Annotated in this window: 20 protein-coding genes; 1 reads left to right on the top strand and 19 read right to left on the bottom strand. The window is 33.2% G+C overall.

Annotation, left to right across the window (positions count from 1 at the left end):
• Window positions 1-43: 43 nt before the first annotated feature.
• From BUR17_RS04295 to BUR17_RS04385, 19 genes are all read right to left on the bottom strand, one after another.
• Window positions 44-991, bottom strand: coding sequence for an electron transfer flavoprotein subunit alpha/FixB family protein (locus BUR17_RS04295; RefSeq protein ID WP_074229097.1), 948 nt, complete (start codon window positions 989-991; stop codon window positions 44-46).
• Between the two features lie 111 nt (window positions 992-1,102).
• The gene (locus tag BUR17_RS04300) at window positions 1,103-1,849 is read right to left on the bottom strand and encodes an electron transfer flavoprotein subunit beta/FixA family protein (RefSeq protein ID WP_074229099.1); all 747 of its coding nucleotides are present in this window, start codon (window positions 1,847-1,849) and stop codon (window positions 1,103-1,105) included.
• 278 nt (window positions 1,850-2,127) lie between these two features.
• Window positions 2,128-2,835 carry an SDR family oxidoreductase gene (locus tag BUR17_RS04305; protein WP_074229101.1) on the bottom strand — a complete coding sequence of 236 codons (708 nt, stop codon included), beginning with the start codon at window positions 2,833-2,835 and terminating at the stop codon, window positions 2,128-2,130.
• Between the two features lie 80 nt (window positions 2,836-2,915).
• Window positions 2,916-3,794: a T9SS-dependent choice-of-anchor J family protein gene (locus tag BUR17_RS04310; protein WP_159437585.1), complete on the bottom strand. Its 879-nt coding sequence runs from the start codon at window positions 3,792-3,794 to the stop codon at window positions 2,916-2,918.
• Between the two features lie 175 nt (window positions 3,795-3,969).
• Window positions 3,970-5,352, bottom strand: coding sequence for a dipeptidase (locus BUR17_RS04315; RefSeq protein WP_074229105.1), 1,383 nt, complete (start codon window positions 5,350-5,352; stop codon window positions 3,970-3,972).
• Between the two features lie 144 nt (window positions 5,353-5,496).
• On the bottom strand, window positions 5,497-5,769 hold the full coding sequence (locus BUR17_RS04320) for a hypothetical protein (RefSeq protein ID WP_074229106.1): 273 nt from the start codon (window positions 5,767-5,769) through the stop codon (window positions 5,497-5,499).
• Between the two features lie 134 nt (window positions 5,770-5,903).
• Window positions 5,904-7,055 (bottom strand): class I SAM-dependent methyltransferase, encoded by a 1,152-nt coding sequence (locus BUR17_RS04325; protein ID WP_074229108.1) that lies wholly within the window; start codon window positions 7,053-7,055, stop codon window positions 5,904-5,906.
• Between the two features lie 221 nt (window positions 7,056-7,276).
• Window positions 7,277-8,440: a methylmalonyl-CoA mutase family protein gene (locus BUR17_RS04330; RefSeq protein ID WP_074229110.1), complete on the bottom strand. Its 1,164-nt coding sequence runs from the start codon at window positions 8,438-8,440 to the stop codon at window positions 7,277-7,279.
• Between the two features lie 101 nt (window positions 8,441-8,541).
• Entirely contained in the window at window positions 8,542-8,898 is a 357-nt protein-coding gene (locus BUR17_RS04335; RefSeq protein ID WP_074229112.1) for an FtsB family cell division protein, read from the bottom strand.
• A 4-nt stretch (window positions 8,899-8,902) separates the two neighbouring features.
• Window positions 8,903-9,517 carry a uridine kinase gene (gene udk / locus BUR17_RS04340; RefSeq protein ID WP_074229114.1) on the bottom strand — a complete coding sequence of 205 codons (615 nt, stop codon included), beginning with the start codon at window positions 9,515-9,517 and terminating at the stop codon, window positions 8,903-8,905.
• Between the two features lie 157 nt (window positions 9,518-9,674).
• Window positions 9,675-9,980 (bottom strand): ATP-dependent Clp protease adaptor ClpS, encoded by a 306-nt coding sequence (locus tag BUR17_RS04345; RefSeq protein WP_074229116.1) that lies wholly within the window; start codon window positions 9,978-9,980, stop codon window positions 9,675-9,677.
• Between the two features lie 12 nt (window positions 9,981-9,992).
• Window positions 9,993-11,348, bottom strand: a complete 1,356-nt coding sequence (locus BUR17_RS04350) for a hemolysin family protein (protein ID WP_074229118.1) — start codon at window positions 11,346-11,348, stop codon at window positions 9,993-9,995.
• 96 nt (window positions 11,349-11,444) lie between these two features.
• On the bottom strand, window positions 11,445-12,314 hold the full coding sequence (gene atpG / locus BUR17_RS04355; protein ID WP_074229120.1) for an ATP synthase F1 subunit gamma: 870 nt from the start codon (window positions 12,312-12,314) through the stop codon (window positions 11,445-11,447).
• 84 nt (window positions 12,315-12,398) lie between these two features.
• Window positions 12,399-13,976: a F0F1 ATP synthase subunit alpha gene (atpA, locus tag BUR17_RS04360; protein WP_074229121.1), complete on the bottom strand. Its 1,578-nt coding sequence runs from the start codon at window positions 13,974-13,976 to the stop codon at window positions 12,399-12,401.
• An 18-nt stretch (window positions 13,977-13,994) separates the two neighbouring features.
• Complete coding sequence (gene atpH, locus BUR17_RS04365; RefSeq protein WP_074229123.1) at window positions 13,995-14,534, bottom strand: ATP synthase F1 subunit delta; 540 nt, start codon at window positions 14,532-14,534, stop codon at window positions 13,995-13,997.
• A gap of 2 nt (window positions 14,535-14,536) precedes the next feature.
• Window positions 14,537-15,031 (bottom strand): F0F1 ATP synthase subunit B, encoded by a 495-nt coding sequence (locus BUR17_RS04370; RefSeq protein ID WP_066676870.1) that lies wholly within the window; start codon window positions 15,029-15,031, stop codon window positions 14,537-14,539.
• A 93-nt stretch (window positions 15,032-15,124) separates the two neighbouring features.
• Window positions 15,125-15,331 (bottom strand): ATP synthase F0 subunit C, encoded by a 207-nt coding sequence (gene atpE, locus BUR17_RS04375; RefSeq protein WP_066676872.1) that lies wholly within the window; start codon window positions 15,329-15,331, stop codon window positions 15,125-15,127.
• Between the two features lie 38 nt (window positions 15,332-15,369).
• Window positions 15,370-16,446, bottom strand: coding sequence for a F0F1 ATP synthase subunit A (gene atpB / locus BUR17_RS04380; protein WP_074229124.1), 1,077 nt, complete (start codon window positions 16,444-16,446; stop codon window positions 15,370-15,372).
• An 86-nt stretch (window positions 16,447-16,532) separates the two neighbouring features.
• A complete protein-coding gene (locus tag BUR17_RS04385) occupies window positions 16,533-16,901 on the bottom strand; it encodes a hypothetical protein (protein WP_074229125.1) in 369 nt (122 codons plus the stop codon).
• 241 nt (window positions 16,902-17,142) lie between these two features.
• Between BUR17_RS04385 and BUR17_RS04390 the strand changes: the two genes are divergently transcribed.
• Entirely contained in the window at window positions 17,143-18,969 is a 1,827-nt protein-coding gene (locus BUR17_RS04390) for a hypothetical protein (RefSeq protein WP_074229126.1), read from the top strand.
• Window positions 18,970-19,074: the final 105 nt, after the last annotated feature.

The following is a 19,074-nucleotide window of genomic DNA, read 5'->3' on the forward strand; positions in this document are numbered from 1 at the left end:
AATTCACTATTGACTTGCGAAGCAAAATTCCCCATTAACCTTTCTATCCTTTAAGTGCTTTAATTTTCTCTGTTAATGCAGGGATAATCTGGAAAGCATCTCCTACAACACCGTAATCAGCTGATTTGAAGAACGGAGCTTCAGCATCACTGTTGATTACAACGATTGTTTTAGAAGAGTTTACTCCAGCTAAATGCTGAATCGCTCCAGAAATACCAATTGCAATATAAAGATTAGGTGCAATTGCTTTACCTGTTTGACCTACGTGTTCTGTGTGAGGTCTCCATCCGATGTCTGAAACCGGCTTTGAACAAGCTGTTGCAGCACCCAAAACATTTGCTAAATCTTCTACCATTCCCCAGTTTTCAGGACCTTTCATTCCTCTACCTGCAGAAACTACTACTTCAGCTTCTTTCAAGTCTAATTTCCCTGAACTCTGCTCGTGAGAGATTACTTTAGTATCTTCATTAGCAACAGAAAGATTTTTCACCTCTTCTGAACCAGAAACTGCATTTTCTTTAACACCGAAAGCATTTTGAGAAACAGTAAGAATTACTCCTGTTCCTTCAGCTTTTGCATGCATGAAACCTTTTCCTGAGAACGCTTTTCTTTTCACCTGAAACGGAGACTGGCTTTCCGGAGCTTCCAAAACATTAGTAATTAAAGAATAATTTTTCATTACAGCCAACATTGGCGCTACAGAAGAAGCATCTGTTGTGTGAGGAAAAACAAGGATATTTCCGTCTGCAACTTCACTTACAGCTTGTGCATAAGCTTTTGCTGAGAAATTTTCAAGACCTTCGTCTTTGATATTGATTACGTTTGTTGCTCCATATTTATACAATAAATCTGAAGAATCTGTTGGGTTTACGGAGATTGCCGTAACGGTATCACCCGCCTGATCTGCCACTGCTTTAGCATAAGAAACTGCTTCAAAAGCTGCTTTCTTGTAAACACCGTTTATATTTTCTGCGTATACGAATACTGCCATTTTAATTTTGTTTAAAGTTTAAGGTTTAATGTTCAAGATTTGAGATTTGACGTTTGAAATTTAAACTCCGAATCAAACCACTTGAATCTTTTACTTTTTACTTGGTTCTTATTAAATCACTTTAGCTTCCTCGTGAAGAAGTCTTACCAACTCATCTAAATTATCCGGAGAAACGATCTTCACAGCTGCTCTTGGTGGAACAGAATCATAAGAAACTCCCTGAACTTTCACCTCAGATGAAGTAGGCTCTACAACCTGCAAAGGTTTTGTTCTTGCAGACATAATTCCTCTCATGTTTGGAATAATCAAATCTTTTTCGTCAACTAATCCTTTCTGACCAGCAATTACAGCAGGTAATTTCACAGAAATAGTTTCTTTACCACCTTCAATTTCTCTTACAGCAGTCGCCTCAGCTCCGTTCACATCCAAACCAACAGAAGCGTTTACAAAAGGTTGATTCAACAACTGAGCAACCATTCCAGGAACAGAACCTCCGTTGTAATCAATCGATTCTTTACCACAAAGAATTAAGTCGTATCCTCCATTCTGAGCTACAGAAGCAATTTCTTTCGCTGTAGAATAGCTGTCTTTCGGGTCAAGATTTACTCTTACTCCGTCATTTGCACCAATTGCCAAAGCTTTTCTGATTACCGGCTCAGTTCCAGCATCTCCTACGTTTAAAACTGTAACAGTTGCTCCCTGAGATTCTTGTAATTTGATTGCTTTCGTTAATGCGAATTCGTCTAACGGATTGATTACCCACTGAATTCCGTTTTTGTCGAATGCAGATTTATCTGCTGTAAAATTGATTTTTGAAGTAGTATCCGGAACACTACTGATGCAAACTAATATTTTCATATGTAGATTTTATTGTTTTTAATTGCCATATGTTATCGCTTGTTTCATTGGTAAAAGCGTTTCCAAATCATGGCGATTTCATATGTTGTTTTAATTATTTTCATTTACCAAATGTCGCCTTACGGCTCCATGTGCGTTATAAATTTTTATTATCAGCCTGTTAAAATCCTGAGATTTTCGGAAGCTATTTTTGTTTGTTAAGTTTTGTAAATATAAATAAAAAATATATTATGCATGCATAATACTTATTTAATTATTATTCAGCGCATTATAAGTTTCTAAGACTTTGGTTTTGTTGCTCTAAACTCAATCTTGCTTGGTAAAACTCTTGGATTCATCTTCAAAATATCCAATACCAAATTCCCCATATCATCCGGCTGAATTTTCCAGGCATCTTTTTCTGAAGGAATATTTCCGTTAAAATTTGTCGCAACTGAGCCCGGCATTATTACAGTAGATTTAATATTATACTTTCTTAAATCGATCATAGCAGCCTGAGTAAAGCCTACTACACCAAACTTGGAAGCGTTGTAACCTGTTCCGTTTTCGAAGAAATTGGCTCCTGCCAAACTTGAAATTGTAATATAATATCCTTCTGTTTTTTTCAATTCTTCCACTGAAGCTTTTAAAGTATGAAAAACTCCAGTTAAGTTGGTATCAATCATCTCATTCCATTCTTCGGAACTTAGTTCATCAACAGGTTTGAAAATTCCCAATCCTGCATTTGCAATTACAAAATCTAATCTTCCGAATTTGTCTATGATGCTTTTGACTGCATTAGACTCATTATCCATATTTTTAACATCTGAAATCAAACCTAAAACATTAGCTGAATATTGTTTTAATTCATTCTCTACTTTCTCAACCTCTTCTTTTTTTCTTCCCGAAAATGCAACTGAAACATTATTTTGAAGTAATACTTTTGCAATTCCGTATCCTACTCCTTTTGTTCCTCCCGTAATATATGCTACTTTATTTTCTATCATTGATTAATCTTTTTAAAACTCTAAAATAACAAAAACGCCCCAATTGGAGCGTTTTTAATATACTGAGATTGATCAGTAATTTATTTTTTGATGAATTTTTCTGTAGAAACACCATCTTTTGTTTCAACATTGATTAAATAAGTTCCTGCTGGAAGACTTCTAACATCTACTTTGTCGCCATCTAATTTTACATTTATATTTTTACCAGAAATATCAAAAACAGAAACACTGCCTATTTTATTTTCCGTTTTAATCGCCAAGAAATCTGTAGTTGGATTAGGATATACTGATAGTAATTGTTTTTTAGCAATTGCATCGTTTACACCTAAATTAACGCGATCAACTGAAAAAGTATCAATACCTATAATATCCGAATTAGCACCTGTAGTTCCACCATTTGTTACAAAATATCTGAAACCGAATTTTATAGGAACAGGCGTACTACCAACTCCAGTGATAGTAAAACTATATTGAGTCCAAGTTTTTGGATACACAAAGCCGGCTGCAAGTGCAGAATTTATCGTAACTCCAAGAGTAGTAAAAGAACCGAGATCCGTAGGACCTGTTGAAGGCACTACGGTTGTGGCTGCAGTACTATAGCGCAATTCCAAACGGTCTGGATAATCCATTGTTCCGTCAGTTCCTTTTCTGCTGTAAAAGCTAACTACATCACCATCTTTAACATTAACAACAGGACTAATCAACCAATTACTTATAGTTCCTGACCCTGTTGTAGATGAATAATTTACTAATGCAAAAGAATTAGCTCCACCAGCTTGCCCTACTGGAACTCCGCCAATCCCGCTACTAAAAATGGAATTAGTAGATGTAGAGGATGATGTGTAGGTTGCCTTACTCCATATTGTAGTTGCATTAGCAGAGGTACTTTGATTCGTCATTGCCCAACTTGCAGAAAAAACGGTATCAAAACCATAGCTATAAACATTTTGAGCATTCAATAATCTTAACCCAACTAGGGCACTTAATAGTAAAATTTTCTTCATGATATATTAATTTAAGTTATATGCTAAAATTAAAGAAAATAATTCAATCCAACAAAAAATATCAATATTAAATAAATAATCCTCAAGAAAAATTTCTTAAGGATTATTATTTAATAAATTAATTCACTTTTTAAGACTTAGAATAATTCTCAAAAAACATTGGGATACTCTCAATTCCTTTATAGAAATTAAACAAACCGTAATGTTCATTTGGTGAATGAATTGCATCAGAATCTAAACCAAATCCCATCAAGACAGATTTAGCTCCTAAAACCTGCTCAAACATCGATGTAATAGGAATACTTCCTCCTCCTCTGTATGGAAGAACTTCCTTCCCGAAAGCAGTTTGCATTGCATTTTTAGCCGCCAAATATTCTTTGGTATCGGTTGGTAAAACATAAGGCATTCCACCGTGATGTGGAGTAACTTTTACTCTTACATTTGCAGGAGCAATTTTCTCAAAATATTTTGTAAACTTTTCTGTAATTTCTTCAGGTGTCTGATAAGGAACCAAACGCATCGAAATTTTAGCTGAAGCTTTAGACGGAATTACCGTTTTTGCGCCTTCACCTGTATAACCACCCCAAATTCCGTTGCAATCTAGTGTAGGACGGATTGAAGTTCTCTCTAAAGTTGTATATCCTTTTTCACCTTCCACATCATTTAAACCAATAGATTTTTTAAATTCTGCAGGATTATCTTTCAGCTTATTCATTTCAGCTCTTTCTTCATCAGAAACAGTTTCTACGTTGTCATAGAAACCATCAATCGTGATTTGTCCGTCCTCATCAATTAATTTGGTAATCATTCTTGAAAGCACGTGAATAGGATTCGGAACTGCACCTCCATAAAGTCCTGAATGCAAGTCTCTGTTTGGTCCTTCAACTTCAACCTCTACATAGCTTAAACCTCTTAAACCAGTTGTAACTGTTGGTTGTTCATTGCTGTAAATATGAGTATCTGAAATCAATATGCAATCACAAGACAGCTTTTCTTTATTCTCATTTACCCAATCTCCTAGGCTTATAGAACCTACTTCTTCTTCACCTTCTAAGATAAATTTCACATTACAAGGCAGAGAATTAGTTTGCATCATTGCTTCAAAAGCTTTCACCTGCATAAAAAATTGTCCTTTATCATCTGCTGAACCTCTTGCAAAAATCGCTCCTTCAGGATGAAGATCAGTTTTTTCAATATAAGGCTCAAAAGGTGGTTTTTTCCATAGTTCTAAAGGATCTGCAGGCTGCACATCGTAGTGACCGTACACCAAAACTGTTGGAAGGTTTTCGTCAATTAATTTTTCACCGAAAACGATAGGATATCCTTTTGTTTTGCATATTTCAACATTATCTGCTCCTGCATTTTTAAGGTGTTCTGCACAAACTTCAGCACATTTTAAAACGTCATTGCTGTAAGCCGGATCGGCAGAAATAGAAGGAATTCTAAGTAACTCAAACAATTCATCTACGAAACGCTGTTTGTTTTCGTTGATGTAATTTAATGTTTCTTGCATTGTAAATTAAATTTTGTTAAAATTAAAAAAATTGTATCGCCACAGCAAACAAATTAGCTTTAATTTCTTTTGAAAAAATTTAATCTTGTTTCAACAAAAAAATCCTGCAAAAAAGCAGGATTCATATATTTTATTTTCAGAAAATTAGTGCTCTGCTTTTGCAGGCTCTTGTTTCTTTGCAGCAGTAGAATCAGTTTTTGGAGCTTCAGTTCCGTGAGCATCTTTAGCTGGTTCTGCATGTGCAGGAGCCGCCGCTTCGTGAGCTGTACCATGAGCTTCTGAACCACCTTGATGATCATCAGAATATCTTTCTGTACCTTCTTCCAGTTTGATGATATTTTTATTCCCTCCAGCCTGGATTTTTTTACAGCTTACCGCTACCGTTGCAAGAGCTAAACATATAACTAATTTTTTCATATGCAGATATTTATTTTTAAATCTAATGAAATCACTTTATCGATCGATGTTTGTTGCTCAAACAATCTTTGCGATTTCTTCTATAATTTTTTATTGCCCAAAAGTAAGAAATATTGCATTTTTCGGCAACATTTTTAGACTGATTTTAATATTATTTTACCTTTTTTGGATTGTGTAAAAATAAGATATTGATTTCCGCCATCTTTCAACTGATATTTCTTCTTGATTTCTTCAGGTTTTAAAGGATAATTTTTTGAAATCAAATTAAACTGTTCTTTCTTTTTAATCTGTTTTGAATCAATCACTTCCATTTCTAAAATTCTTCCAGGAAAATCTTCAATTTTAATTTCAGAAGTATACAAATGGGTATTCGGATGTAGTTTTTTAAGTTTAAACTGTTCTGAAATCAGATTGAAAATCCCTGCTTTGAGAATGGTATTATTCGGAATATAAATAAATTTTTGAGGTTCTGAATATTCAGCTTCTGAATGTTTTTCAGCATTTATTTCAAAACTAAAATCTTTTTCATCGCTTTCAAGATTAATACATTTACAAATAATTTCTCCTGAATAATTTTTAGAAAGAAAAACCACAATCTCTTTTACATCATTTTTAACGGCAATAATTTCAATTTTAGAAATGTTTTTTAAAACCGAAATCAGATATTTTAAATCAATTAAAGGCGAAAGTTTTATAATGACTTCTTCCGAAATAGAAAGCAATTGATCCTGAATTTCCAGAATATTTGGCGAAAGATCTTCAAGCAGAAAAACTTTATTTTTATTTTGATCTCTTCGAGCCGGATCAAGATAAATTACATCAAAATTTTCTTCGTTTTCAATAAGAAAATCTTCCAGTTTTAAGTCAATAAAGCTTGCTTTCTTGCCCAAAACAATCCAATTATGTTGTACAATATCTAAAAGTTCTTTATTTTGTTCAACTAAAGTAATCTCATGAAAATTTTTAGATAAATAATAAGCATCAATCCCAAAACCACTCGTTAAATCGATGAATTTCTGTCCTTTTAAAATTTCTGATTTGTAAAAAGCTGTTTTTTCTGAAGAAGACTGTTCGAGATTGAGTTGTGGCGGAAAAATAATTCCGTCTTGTAAAAGAAATGGAAACTTTTTCTGAGCAACCTGTTTTCCTTTAATCTGCTGAACAATTTCCTGCATAGAAACTTCAGGAAACGGAGATTTTTTTAATAATAAAGAATGCAGATCTGCGGTGAGATTTGCATTGATGTAGTTTTGAATGTCTTTATTTAAAATTATTTTATTTAACACAGATTTGTAGATTCTTTGAAAGAGATGCTTCGACTTCGCTCAGCATGACAACGTAATAAAATGACGTAGTAATATTAGAAATGTCATGCTGAGCGGAGTCGAAGCATTTTTTATTTTAATAATCGCTTATTAATAAAACTATTTATTTTTTCCCAATCCTTCAAATTTTCTGAAATAACAAATGATAAGTATATTCAAATACACAATTTATTGCCTTTTCATTATTCAAACATTTCAGCCCAACGAACGGCTTTTAATTCATTTTGATGATATAATTCCTCAATAGATTTTTTTAGCTCTAATTTGGGGTATAAATTAACGCCAATCAGTTTTATTTTACCTTCTTCCACCCATTTTTGTTCTTCAACAGCGTGATCGTAGATGTTTTTCTGGATAATTCCTTGTTTTAAAAGTTCCAGATAACCTCCTTTTTCTTCGATTTCAACAAAGAATTCCCAAGATTTATCAGCGATTTGATTGGTAATATCTTCTATGTAATAACTTCCGTTGGATGCGTCTTCAAAGACATTGATGATACTTTCGTAAGCCAAGACAATCTGTTGTTTAAAAGAAATTTCTTCTGAATTTTCTGTGCTTTTTTCAACCAGATAATTCGTACTGTAAACCGCATCTGCTCCACCAATCATGGCAGAAGCCAATTCTAAAGTCGAGCGAATAAGATTATTTTCATTATCTGAAATTGATTTATTTCTAAGTGAGGTTTCAGCAAAAATATATGGAATCTCGTTTAAATCATATTCTTTAGATAACTGATTAAAAACCAATTTAAAAGCACGGATTTTAGCCATTTCAAAGAAATAGTTTCCTCCGACAGCAATCCTAAAAATCAGCTTATTGATGATTTCTGCTCCGTAAATTTCAATCAATTCTTTAGTTTTTGCCAAAGCAATCCCCAATTGCTGATAAATTGCAGCTCCGGCATTTTGATGAAGCGAAATATCTACACAAATATTTCTTTTAAAATCTTTTGCCAAAAGCTCTTTTACCAGCTGATCATTAATTTCTGCATTTTGTTCATTAAAAACATCAATCAAAGAGAAATATTGATCTTCATCTTGCGGACTGATGTGCTCTGCCAAATCCTTATTGTTAACAAAAACAGTTTTTCCTACAAGATTTTCTACATTTTCATTCAATAAAAATGCAAAAACATCATCTTCAAGACTTTCGTGGTATGTTGCTACCAAATGGGTGCTTTCTTCTACTTTCGGAAGGTTTACCATTGGTTTTTCCACAGAATTATAAAAAGGTTTTACATCAATTCCTTCTAAATTTTCTTTTTTCAGGATCGTGTAAATATCTTCCGTTTTAAGTTGTTTTTTAACAAGATTTTTCCAGCTTGAGAAAGTTTCTGAATTTGACATAAATGATGGGTAATATGTAATGGGTAATGAACAATTTTGATCCGCTTATTTATTTTAAATTGACAGCGACTCTAATTGACATTCACAGTTCACGTTAAAGTTTATTTTTTAGCAATATTTGCGCTGTCTACAACGAGGATGAAGATCTCTTCGTTAGGCTTTTTCATAAAATAATTTTCTCTGGCGTATTTTTCTTTTTCAGACTTATTATTCATCAGTTTTTTGTAGAATTTATCATTCTTTTCGTATTCCGATTTGTAATAATCGAGCTGTTCTTCGTACTTATTAATTTCGCCATTGAGCTCATGGATTACCAAAAAAGAAGTTTGATCAAAGAAAATCATCCACACCAAAAACAAGAAAATCGTCAGAATATATTTGTTTAAAACATAACTCTGAAAAAATTTAAAAATTTCAGATTTTGGTTTGATATCTTTAATAAGTTCTTTTTCTGCCATTTTTTTAGTGTTTTCTTAATGAATTTTTAATAACGGTCGTTAAAAAATCAATTGCGACAGAATTCTGTCTCATATTTGGAATAATTAAATCGGCTTCGTTTTTTGAAGGCTCAATAAATTCCTGATGCATTGGCTTCAAGGTAGTCTGATAACGGTGTAAAACCTCGTTCAGATCTCTTCCTCTTTCCTGTGTATCTCTTTTGATCCTCCTGATCAGTCTCTCATCTGAATCTGCGTGAACGAATACTTTTAAATCAAATTCTTTAAGCAATTCCTTATTGGTTAAAACCAGAATTCCTTCAACTACCAAAACATTTTTCGGCTCAACGGTTATATGATCCCCTGTTCTTCCGTGCGTTACAAAGCTATAAAGAGGTTGCTCGATTGTTTCGTTATTTTTCAAAGCTTTTACATGTTTAATCAATAAATCAAAATCGATGGATTTCGGATGATCATAGTTTAAAGCTTCTCTTTCTGTAAGTGTAAGATTGTGATTATCATTATAATAATTATCTTGAGAAAGAATATTCATTCCCTCAATATCAAGCTGTTGAATAATCTTATCAACAACGGTAGTTTTGCCCGATCCTGTACCTCCGGCAATTCCTATTACAAGCATTCTATTTATTTCTTTAGAGTTTTTACAAAGATAGTATTTATGATGGAAGTTTGAAGTCTGAAGCCGGATGTTTTTTTAGCTTGAAAAAAGATTGTATTCTTTGATAAATTAAATTTAAATTAAACAAAAAACTCCGACATAAATGTCGGAGTCTGTATTATACGATTTCGCTTGTTAAGCTTCTTGCAATTAATTTTTCGTGCATCGGCTTCAAAATATCCATTGAGCCTGTTTTTACGGTGCATTTGCCTTTAAAATGAACCAACATGGTGCATTGCTCTGCCTGTATCGGATCGTGTTTACAAATCTGAATCAATGCTTCAATTACATCGTCAAAAGTATGAATATCGTCGTTATGCAGAATCAGTTTGTACACTTCATCTGTATCATCCAAAACCAGAACTTCCTCTTCGTACTGTCGTTTTGGATCTTCATAATCTTTTATGCTGTTATAAAAAATCATTATTTATGTATTTTAAACGTCTAATTTATCTAAAATATCGTCTACTATATTCGGTTCAATATATACCAATTCAACCATTTCGACGCTCTTATTGTTCATTTTCAAGATTTTGAAATGATAATTTTCCAAATCAAATTCCTGATTTTCTTCCGGAATATCTTCCAAAGCATGCAAAATAAATCCGGCTAATGTATTGTACTCGCTTTCTTCAGAAACAGTCAATTTTTTAGGCAAAGATTCGTTGATTTCATCCAATGGCTGAGTTGCTTTTACCCAATAGGTATTTTCAGCAATTTTATCAACCAATTTTTCTTCATCATCCTCTTCATCCTGAATTTCACCCACCAATTCTTCCAAAATATCTTCTAAGGTAATAATTCCTTCAGTTCCACCAAATTCATCAATTACAATAGCTAAATGTCGTTTTTTCTGTTGAAAAAGTTTTAATAAATCTGAAATTTTCTTACTTCCAACGACAAAGAAAGCTTCTCCCATAAGACTTTTTAAATCGTCATGATTAAGGTTTCCTTTTCTTTTAACGAATTCTCTGATAATTTCTTTTGTATAAAATACCCCAATAATATTGTCGATAGAGTTTTCATACACCGGAATTCTGGAATATCCGCTTTCGATAATCTTATCAATAATTACATTCAGATCATCTGAAAAGTCAATAGAAAGGATATTTTGTCTCGGAACCATGATTTGTTTTGCAGAATGATCGGTAAAATCAAATGCATTTTTTATGATCTCGTAGTTTTCTTCCTCAATTTCTCCGCTATCGGCAGATTGCTTTACCAAAAGCTGAAGTTCTTCAGTTGAGTGAATTTCCTGTTCTGAAGCGGGATGAATTTTGATTAATCTTAAAACCCCGTTAGACATTAAGTTCATCAACCAGATAAATGGTTTGAAAACTGTGTAAAAAACTCTCAAAGGAACCGCAGTTGCCATTGTAGTAGCTTCTGCTTTTCTGATCGCAATCGATTTTGGAATTAATTCACCAAAAACAATGTGCATTACTGTAATAATCAGAAAGCTTAAAACCAAAGAAACTGTTGTAACAGTAGATTCAGCAAGATTTATATTTAAAGAATGAAATACATTATCAATAACGTGGTGCATCGCACTTTCGCCCACCCAACCTAAAGCAAGAGATGCTAAAGTAATACCAAGCTGTGTTGCAGAAAGATACTCATCAAGATGTTTGATAATATGCTCTGCCTGTTTTGCCATAGAATCGCCATCGGCAGCTTTAAGCTGAATTTGAGAGTAACGAACTTTAACAATTGAAAATTCTGCGGCTACGAAAAAGCCATTAAGCAATACAAGAAACAAGGCTAGCAAAAGCCTGACTATGTCAGAATCCATTTAGAAATTATAATTATTTATGCAAAGATATACAAAATAATAATAACAAAAAAAGCACCGAAGGTATCGGTGCTTTCATATTTTTTGAATATTTTATTACGAGTTTTTCAAAGCTTCTGCTCCTGAAACAATTTCTAGGATCTCGTTGGTAATTGCAGCCTGTCTTGCTTTGTTATAGAAAATCTTAAGATCATTTCTAAGGGCTTCAGCATTATCTGTTGCTTTGTGCATTGCCGTCATTCTCGCACCGTGTTCTGAAGCTACAGAATCTAAAACAGCTTTGAAAACCTGAGTTTTAATAGATTTAGGAATCAAATTATCCAAAATCTCATTTCTATTAGGTTCAAAGATATAATCAGTTTCTGTTTGTCCTTCTTCTTTCTCAGTTTCAACCATTGAGATCGGAAGAACTTGCTCTGTGATCACTTCCTGAGTTGCAGCGTTGATAAATTTATTGTAAACAACATAAACTTCATCAAATTTACCTTCAATAAAACTTGTCATTACACTTTCAGTAATGTTTGCTACTTTATCGAAAGTAAGATTATCAAAAATTGCACTTTCATTTGAAAACACCGAACGGTTTTTTCTTACAGCATCATAAACTTTTTTACCAATAGTAAGAATTTCAATTTCGTACTGAGCGTTGTTCTGAAACTGGTGGTTTAATTCTTTTACAACAGATGAGTTGAAAGCACCTGCCAAACCTCTGTTTGAAGTTACAGCAATAAATAGTACTTTTTTTACTTCTCTTTTCTGAGCGTAAACAGAAACCTGATCAGGATCTGAACTAGAATTTACATTCTGAATGATCTCCTGAAGTTTTTCAGAATAAGGTCTCAACATTACGATGGCATCTTGTGCTTTTTTTAGTTTCGCTGCCGAAACCATTTTCATAGCACGTGTAATTTGCATCGTAGATGAAATTGAAGTGATCCTTCCTCGTATTTCTTTTAAGTTTGCCATATTGGGTTAGTTGTTGGTTGTCGGTTGTTGGTTGCTAGTTTTAGAAAATTCTGTCAACTATCAACCAAAAACCATCAACTAATTTTAGTTATATTTTGAAGCTAAATCTGTAGCAACTTGCTTAAGAACACCTGTAATATCGTTATCGATTTTTCCAGCTTTAAGGGCAGCCATAGTTTCAGGGTGCTTAGATCTTAAAAACTCGATGTATTCGATTTGGAATTCTTTTACTTTCTTGATAGGAACGTTTCTCATTAAGTTCTCTGTACCTGCATAGATCATAGCAACTTGGCTATCTACAGGAAGTGGAGAGTTAACCGGCTGCTTCAACAACTCTACGTTTCTTTCTCCTTTAGAGATAACTGCTAAAGTAGAAGCATCAAGATCAGAACCGAATTTAGCAAACGCTTCCAATTCTTTATATTGAGCCTGGTCTAATTTAAGAGTTCCAGAAACTTTTTTCATTGATTTAATCTGAGCATTACCTCCAACACGAGATACAGAAATACCTACGTTGATTGCTGGACGAACCCCTGAGTTGAACAAGTCAGACTCCAAGAAAATCTGTCCGTCAGTAATAGAGATTACGTTCGTTGGAATATACGCAGAAACGTCACCCGCCTGAGTTTCGATAATTGGAAGTGCAGTTAATGAACCACCACCTTTTACTAAAGGTCTTAGAGATTCAGGTAAATCATTCATTTGGCTTGCAATAGTATCATCAGCGATTACTTTTGCCGCTCTTTCCAATAATCTTGAGTGAAGATAGAAAACGTCTCCAGGATAAGCCTCACGTCCCGGTGGTCTTCTCAATAGTAGAGAAAGCTCACGGTAAGCTACCGCTTGTTTAGATAAATCATCATAAATGATCAAAGCCGGTCTACCAGTATCTCTGAAGAATTCACCGATAGATGCACCTGCCATTGCAGAGTAAACCTGCATTGGAACCGGATCTGAAGCATTAGCTGCAACAATTACTGTATAAGCTAAAGCACCTTTATCTGATAAAGTTTTTACAATCTGAGCTACTGTAGAAGCTTTTTGTCCGATTGCAACATATATACAATATACAGGATTTCCTGCATCAAAAAATTCTTTTTGGTTGATGATTGTATCAATAGCAACAGTAGTTTTACCTGTCTGTCTGTCACCAATGATAAGCTCTCTCTGACCTCTTCCTACAGGGATCATAGAGTCGATCGCAACAATACCTGTTTGTAAAGGCTCAGTTACAGGCTGTCTGTAGATAACACCCGGAGCTTTTCTTTCTAATGGCATTTCGTATAGATCTCCTGTGATAGGACCTTTACCATCGATTGGGTTACCTAAAGTATCAACTACTCTACCTAACATTCCTTCTCCTACTTTGATAGAAGAAATTCTGTTTGTTCTTTTTACTGTGTCTCCTTCTCTTACCAATTTACTTTCCCCTAAAAGAGCAACACCTACGTTGTCTTCTTCAAGGTTTAGTACGATACCTTCTACATCGCTAGCAAATTTCACCAACTCACCGTATTGTACATTTTCTAACCCGTAAACACGAGCAATACCATCACCGATGGTAAGAACTGTACCTACTTCCTCAACATTAGATTGAGTATCGAAGTTGGCCAATTGCTGTTTTAAGATCGCAGATACTTCTGCTGGATTTATTTCTGCCATTGTATGGTTGTTTTTTTCTTAATTTAACTGAAAGTCTTTTTTAATCTTATTCAATTTTGATTTCACAGAAGCATCAACTTGCTGATCTCCTACTCTTAAAATGTAACCTCCTAAGATTTCTGGTTTTACATTTACCTCAACATCTGCATTATTACTTGCATTTACCAAAGAAGTAGATTTTAAAATCTGATCGATATTTTCCTGAGAAAGTGGTGTTGCGGTAGTAATCGTAACTCTTTGAACTCCTTTAATATCTTCAACTTTATTGATATACTGCTGTGCAATATTTTTAATTTGGTTTTCTCTTCCGTTTTTGATGATAAGTTTAATTAAATTCTGAGCTACAGGCGAAAAGCTTTTAAAAATTTCGTTGGCAATCTCAGTTTTCTTATTAGCATCAATGTAAGGTGTAAGGAAAAATTTGTTCAAATCTTTAGATTCAGACATCAGCTTCACTACATCTTTCATTTCAGAAAAAACCGCTTCAGTTTGCCCAGATTCGTTTGTGAATTCCAGTAAACCTTGTGCGTATCTTTTAGCTACTTTAGATGTAAGCATTCTTAGTTAAGATTTGATTTGTTTAAATAATTCTGAACCAACTCATTTTGAGCTTCGCTGTTTTCAAGCTTTTGCTTTAAGATAGATTCTGCGATATTTACAGACAAAATACCGATTTGAGATTTGATGTCTGCCATTGCAGCATTTTTCTCTTCGTTGATTGTTTGTCTTGCAGCTTCGATCAATTTATCTCCTTCAGACTTAGCTGCATCTTTAGCTTCAGCTACAATTCTGTCTTTAATTTCTCTAGCTTCTTTCAACATAGCATCTCTTTCGATTTTAGCCTCACGCATAATTCTTTCGTTATCCGCTTTAAGAGTTTCCATCTCTTTTTTAGCCAATTTAGCCTGGTTAAGAGCATCCTGAATATTGTCTTCTCTTTCTTTCACAGCACTAAGAATAGGCTTCCAAGCAAAAGCTTTAAGAAGAACTACCAATAATAAAAATACTACTGCTGTCCAGAATATGTTACCAATTGAAGGAGTTAATAAATCCATTTTATATCAATTATTATTTTTAATTTGTTTTTTAACTTTTTTAAAAGGATTCCACAAACCAACCGTTTGTAGAATCCTGTTTGTTTACTATTCTTATTTACCTAGTAATGCTACTACGATACCGAATAGACCAGCACCTTCGATAAGAGCTGCTGCGATAATCATTGCAGTTTGGATTTTTCCTGATTGCTCTGGCTGTCTTGCAATACCTTCCATTGCGCTACCACCAATTTTACCAATTCCTAATCCAACTCCGATTACTGCTAAACCAGCTCCGATTGCTGCGATACTACCTGTCATAATATTATATTTAAAAAGTTATTTTTTTTTAATTCTAATTAGTGATCGTGGTGAGGCTCTTCTACAGCCGACCCGATAAATAATGCTGTCAACATTGTAAAGATATAAGCCTGTAAAGCCGCTACCAATACTTCCAATACATAGATAAATAATGCTAAACCTAATGATACCGGAGTAATGAAGTAAGTTTTCATGATAAAAATCAAAGAAATCAAACTCATGATAATGATGTGTCCTGCAGTCATGTTCGCAAAAAGACGAATCATCAATGCAAAAGGTTTAGTAATAATTCCTAATAATTCTACAGGAATAAGGATAATATAGATTAAAATTTTCCCTCCGAATGGCATATTTTTTCCTAAAGGATCTAACATGTGCATCCAATATGTTTTTCTACCGCTTAAGTTTACAATTAATAAAGTAAATACTGAAAGAACCATTGTAAATGCAATGTTACCCGTTGTATTTGCAGCTCCCGGAAGCAAACCTAAAATATTAAGAAGCCAGATGAACAAAAATAAAGTAACCAAATAAGGCACATATTTTCTATATCTTACAGATCCGATGTTTTGTAAAGCAATATCATCTCTTACAAAAACTACAAGAGGCTCGATGAATTTTGCAATTCCTGAAGGAACCTGAGATTTTTTATAACTTGCTGCCGAAGCAAAACCGATGATTAATAAAATAATAGCAGCCAACATCATTTGAGCAACTACTTTAGTGATAGAAAAATCTAAAGGCTCATTGTTTGTTGGATGCCCGTCGTGCATATTCAAAGTTCCGTTAGCATCTGTCGAATAAATTTTGTTGTGGTGTACTTTGTAGAAATTACCATCTACTTCAGCAACTTTTTCTTCTTCATGTCCGAATTTTTCAGAGCTGAAAACTTTCAAACCATTATCCCAAAGAATTACAGGTAAAGAAATTCCTACAGAATTATGGCCTTCACCCCAAAGATGCCAATTGTGTGCATCCGCAATATGGTGCATAATAAATGGAACCGGATTGTATACTTCATCCTTTGCAGCTTCCGCAGTACCTTCATGTGTTTCTGCAAAAGAGAAGCAGAAGACAAAAAGATAAAGGGCGATTAACAGTTTTTTAAAACTCATGACTAGACTTTTATTTCTAAAATTTTTGCAAAAATATAAATTTTTATTCGATTTTTAGCAATTCTTCAATTTTATATTACATGATATTAGTCTTGTTTTTTAACTAATTTTAAAACAAAAACTACTTCTATCAGTAGGTAAATCCAGTAAATAACGAAGTAAGGTATAATATTCAGCTCAAAATCTTTCTGAAACACAGCAATATAGCCGATTGCGAAAATTTTAAAAACCACAAACCCAAGAAAAATAAAGCCTATGATATTCTTTTTTTCTAAGGCAAAAACCACTAAAATCGTTACTAAACTAATTAACGTAATAAAAAATATAAGAATATGGATTTTATAATTGAGCACCACTACATTATTTTCTGCCAATTGCCACTGTGCAATAAATAATAATGCCGACAAGAGTAAAAAAAATCCTAATCCTTTTAAGACAACTAAAAACTTTTCCATTGGTTGCAAAACTACCAAAATTTATCAATATCATTTAAACAATATAAAATGACATTTCGCAGATTGTTGATCGCTGAATTTTATTTTAAAATAACTAAAACAATAAGTCATAAAAATTCATTATTAACTACGCGTTTTAATCATTTCTCTTGATAATTATAAAAAACTCATCAATAAATTAAAATTTAAAATTGACTGAGATTTGCTTTATCTTTGAGAGAGAACCCCCTATTCTATCGTGATGAAAATATTTTTACAGTTAGCTTTATTTTTAGTAAGTACTACAATGTGCTCTCAACAAAATATTCCCAGTAAGCAAATCAATGAAAACCTCGACATCGGAGCATTTTCAGAACCTTCTGAAGATAGAAATGTATTAAAAGGAAATGTATTTTCTGTAAAAAGCTACACATCCGACAGCAACCAAAAAAAATCAAAAGACGACAAAGTATTTGAAGGAAAAACTTTACACTTAACAAATCATACTATTTATAGAAAAGATGGCAGAAGAAGTTTTCGAAAAGAAATTTCAGGAAGCGGTGTCTCAACTTCAAAATATTTTTATAATGAATCTTCTGGGAATTTAGTCTTAAAAGAAAGCCAATACGATAGAGAATACGGAAAATCACAATATTCAAGTTGGTATTTTTATGATAAAAATCAAATCATTTCTGAAGAAATCAATTTAGAAAAAAATGACACAAAAATATCTTTAAGCAATTACACAAAATATAAAGTAGAAGATTCTGCGAGCCAGAAAAAAATAACGGTTTCTCAAATTGGTTCAGATAGTATTTCAGATCCTGATAAAACCTATATTTTCAATCAGAAAAATTTAATCAAAATCAGTCCGCTTTATCAGTCTAAAGTTCAGAAATTATCTTTATTGAATGGTATTTATAAGCTTGATGAAATTGAAGATTACGTTGTAGAAGGCAGAAAAGTTTATTTTAAATATGATAAAAAAGGACACCTCATCTCAGAAATTTGGTACAATCAAAAAGGATTAGAAAACAAAACAGAATTCACTTATAATAATGATTATACAGAAACTATAGAATCTCGTTATCATCTTTTAGGAACGGAAATCGCATCAAAAAATTACAAAAAATATGATCAATATGGTAATATTACTTTTGACCAGACCAAATATTACGATGGCTCGATTGGCAGTATCGAAGAATTTGAATATCAATACGATAAAGAAGGAAACTGGATTGTTAAAAAAAGATTGTACAGCGAAGCAAATAATGGAATTATTGGAAAGAAAAAACTGACTTCGATTGAAACTCGAGAAATTGAATATTACACAAAAGACAGTCAACAAAAGGACGATGTACTTCCTAAAGTACCAGAAATCATTAATGAAATAAGAAAAAACATCCCAAAAATTGCCAAAGAAAATGACTTTTATTTGAATGAAAAAAAACGTGCTATTGAAGCTAATTCTTATGATGCAGAAATCACGGTAAAAGAATCTGATGATATTAAAAATTTCACTCCAAAATATTGGGAACTAAAAGAAATTGCCTACGGAAATTTAGATGAAGATGAAAACGAAGAAGCTGTTGCAGTTTACGAAATGCCAAACACAGATCGTGAAGATGCTGAACAAATACTTGCTATTTATAAAAAACAAAATGAAAAGTGGAAAATCATTCATCAAACTTCTTCTCCTCTACTTTCTTCACAAAGTGGAGGAATGATGGGAAATCCTTTTAACGGAATTTCTATTGCCAAGAAAAGCATTGTCATCGATCATTTTGGAGGAAGCAGAGATAAATGGGAATATACACATCGCTATCGTTTTCAGAATGGTGATTGGTATCTCATTGGTGCATCGGCAAGTTTTGGGGCGCCGTGTGATTATTGGGTGAAATTCGATTACAACATCAGTACAGGCGATGCTACTTATCAGAAAACTGTTGAAAATTGCGAAAATGGAGAAAAGAAAGTTTTACAATCACAAAAATTAAATAAAAAAATAGCACCTCCGAAAATGGATGCAGTAGTTCCCGGCAATTCTACTTTTAAATTCCCGAATGTGAAAAATGAAATTTATTATTAATTTCTTCAGTATCCTTGTTAAAGTTTTGAATCTTGACAAGAGCTATTTCCCCATTCTTTCCTTCACTATTTTTTAAATATCAATCATATCAAGGTTTTTAGATAT

The organism is Chryseobacterium scophthalmum, assembly GCF_900143185.1.
GTDB lineage: Bacteria > Bacteroidota > Bacteroidia > Flavobacteriales > Weeksellaceae > Chryseobacterium > Chryseobacterium scophthalmum.

What these genes read in the sequence shown, in the direction of transcription:
- BUR17_RS04330 (WP_074229110.1), bottom strand. Translation starts at nt 8,440, where the DNA reads ATGTCAAATTCAGAAACTTTCTCAAGCTGGAAAAATCTTGTTAAAAAA.
- BUR17_RS04315 (WP_074229105.1), bottom strand. Translation starts at nt 5,352, where the DNA reads ATGCAAGAAACATTAAATTACATCAACGAAAACAAACAGCGTTTCGTA.
- BUR17_RS04350 (WP_074229118.1), bottom strand. Translation starts at nt 11,348, where the DNA reads ATGGATTCTGACATAGTCAGGCTTTTGCTAGCCTTGTTTCTTGTATTG.
- atpB (WP_074229124.1), bottom strand. Translation starts at nt 16,446, where the DNA reads ATGAGTTTTAAAAAACTGTTAATCGCCCTTTATCTTTTTGTCTTCTGC.
- BUR17_RS04345 (WP_074229116.1), bottom strand. Translation starts at nt 9,980, where the DNA reads ATGATTTTTTATAACAGCATAAAAGATTATGAAGATCCAAAACGACAG.
- BUR17_RS04295 (WP_074229097.1), bottom strand. Translation starts at nt 991, where the DNA reads ATGGCAGTATTCGTATACGCAGAAAATATAAACGGTGTTTACAAGAAA.
- BUR17_RS04320 (WP_074229106.1), bottom strand. Translation starts at nt 5,769, where the DNA reads ATGAAAAAATTAGTTATATGTTTAGCTCTTGCAACGGTAGCGGTAAGC.
- BUR17_RS04305 (WP_074229101.1), bottom strand. Translation starts at nt 2,835, where the DNA reads ATGATAGAAAATAAAGTAGCATATATTACGGGAGGAACAAAAGGAGTA.
- atpE (WP_066676872.1), bottom strand. Translation starts at nt 15,331, where the DNA reads ATGACAGGTAGTATCGCAGCAATCGGAGCTGGTTTAGCAGTAATCGGA.
- BUR17_RS04300 (WP_074229099.1), bottom strand. Translation starts at nt 1,849, where the DNA reads ATGAAAATATTAGTTTGCATCAGTAGTGTTCCGGATACTACTTCAAAA.
- atpG (WP_074229120.1), bottom strand. Translation starts at nt 12,314, where the DNA reads ATGGCAAACTTAAAAGAAATACGAGGAAGGATCACTTCAATTTCATCT.
- udk (WP_074229114.1), bottom strand. Translation starts at nt 9,517, where the DNA reads ATGCTTGTAATAGGAATTGCCGGAGGTACAGGATCGGGCAAAACTACC.
- BUR17_RS04390 (WP_074229126.1), top strand. Translation starts at nt 17,143, where the DNA reads ATGAAAATATTTTTACAGTTAGCTTTATTTTTAGTAAGTACTACAATG.
- atpH (WP_074229123.1), bottom strand. Translation starts at nt 14,534, where the DNA reads ATGCTTACATCTAAAGTAGCTAAAAGATACGCACAAGGTTTACTGGAA.
- BUR17_RS04385 (WP_074229125.1), bottom strand. Translation starts at nt 16,901, where the DNA reads ATGGAAAAGTTTTTAGTTGTCTTAAAAGGATTAGGATTTTTTTTACTC.
- BUR17_RS04335 (WP_074229112.1), bottom strand. Translation starts at nt 8,898, where the DNA reads ATGGCAGAAAAAGAACTTATTAAAGATATCAAACCAAAATCTGAAATT.
- atpA (WP_074229121.1), bottom strand. Translation starts at nt 13,976, where the DNA reads ATGGCAGAAATAAATCCAGCAGAAGTATCTGCGATCTTAAAACAGCAA.
- BUR17_RS04370 (WP_066676870.1), bottom strand. Translation starts at nt 15,031, where the DNA reads ATGGATTTATTAACTCCTTCAATTGGTAACATATTCTGGACAGCAGTA.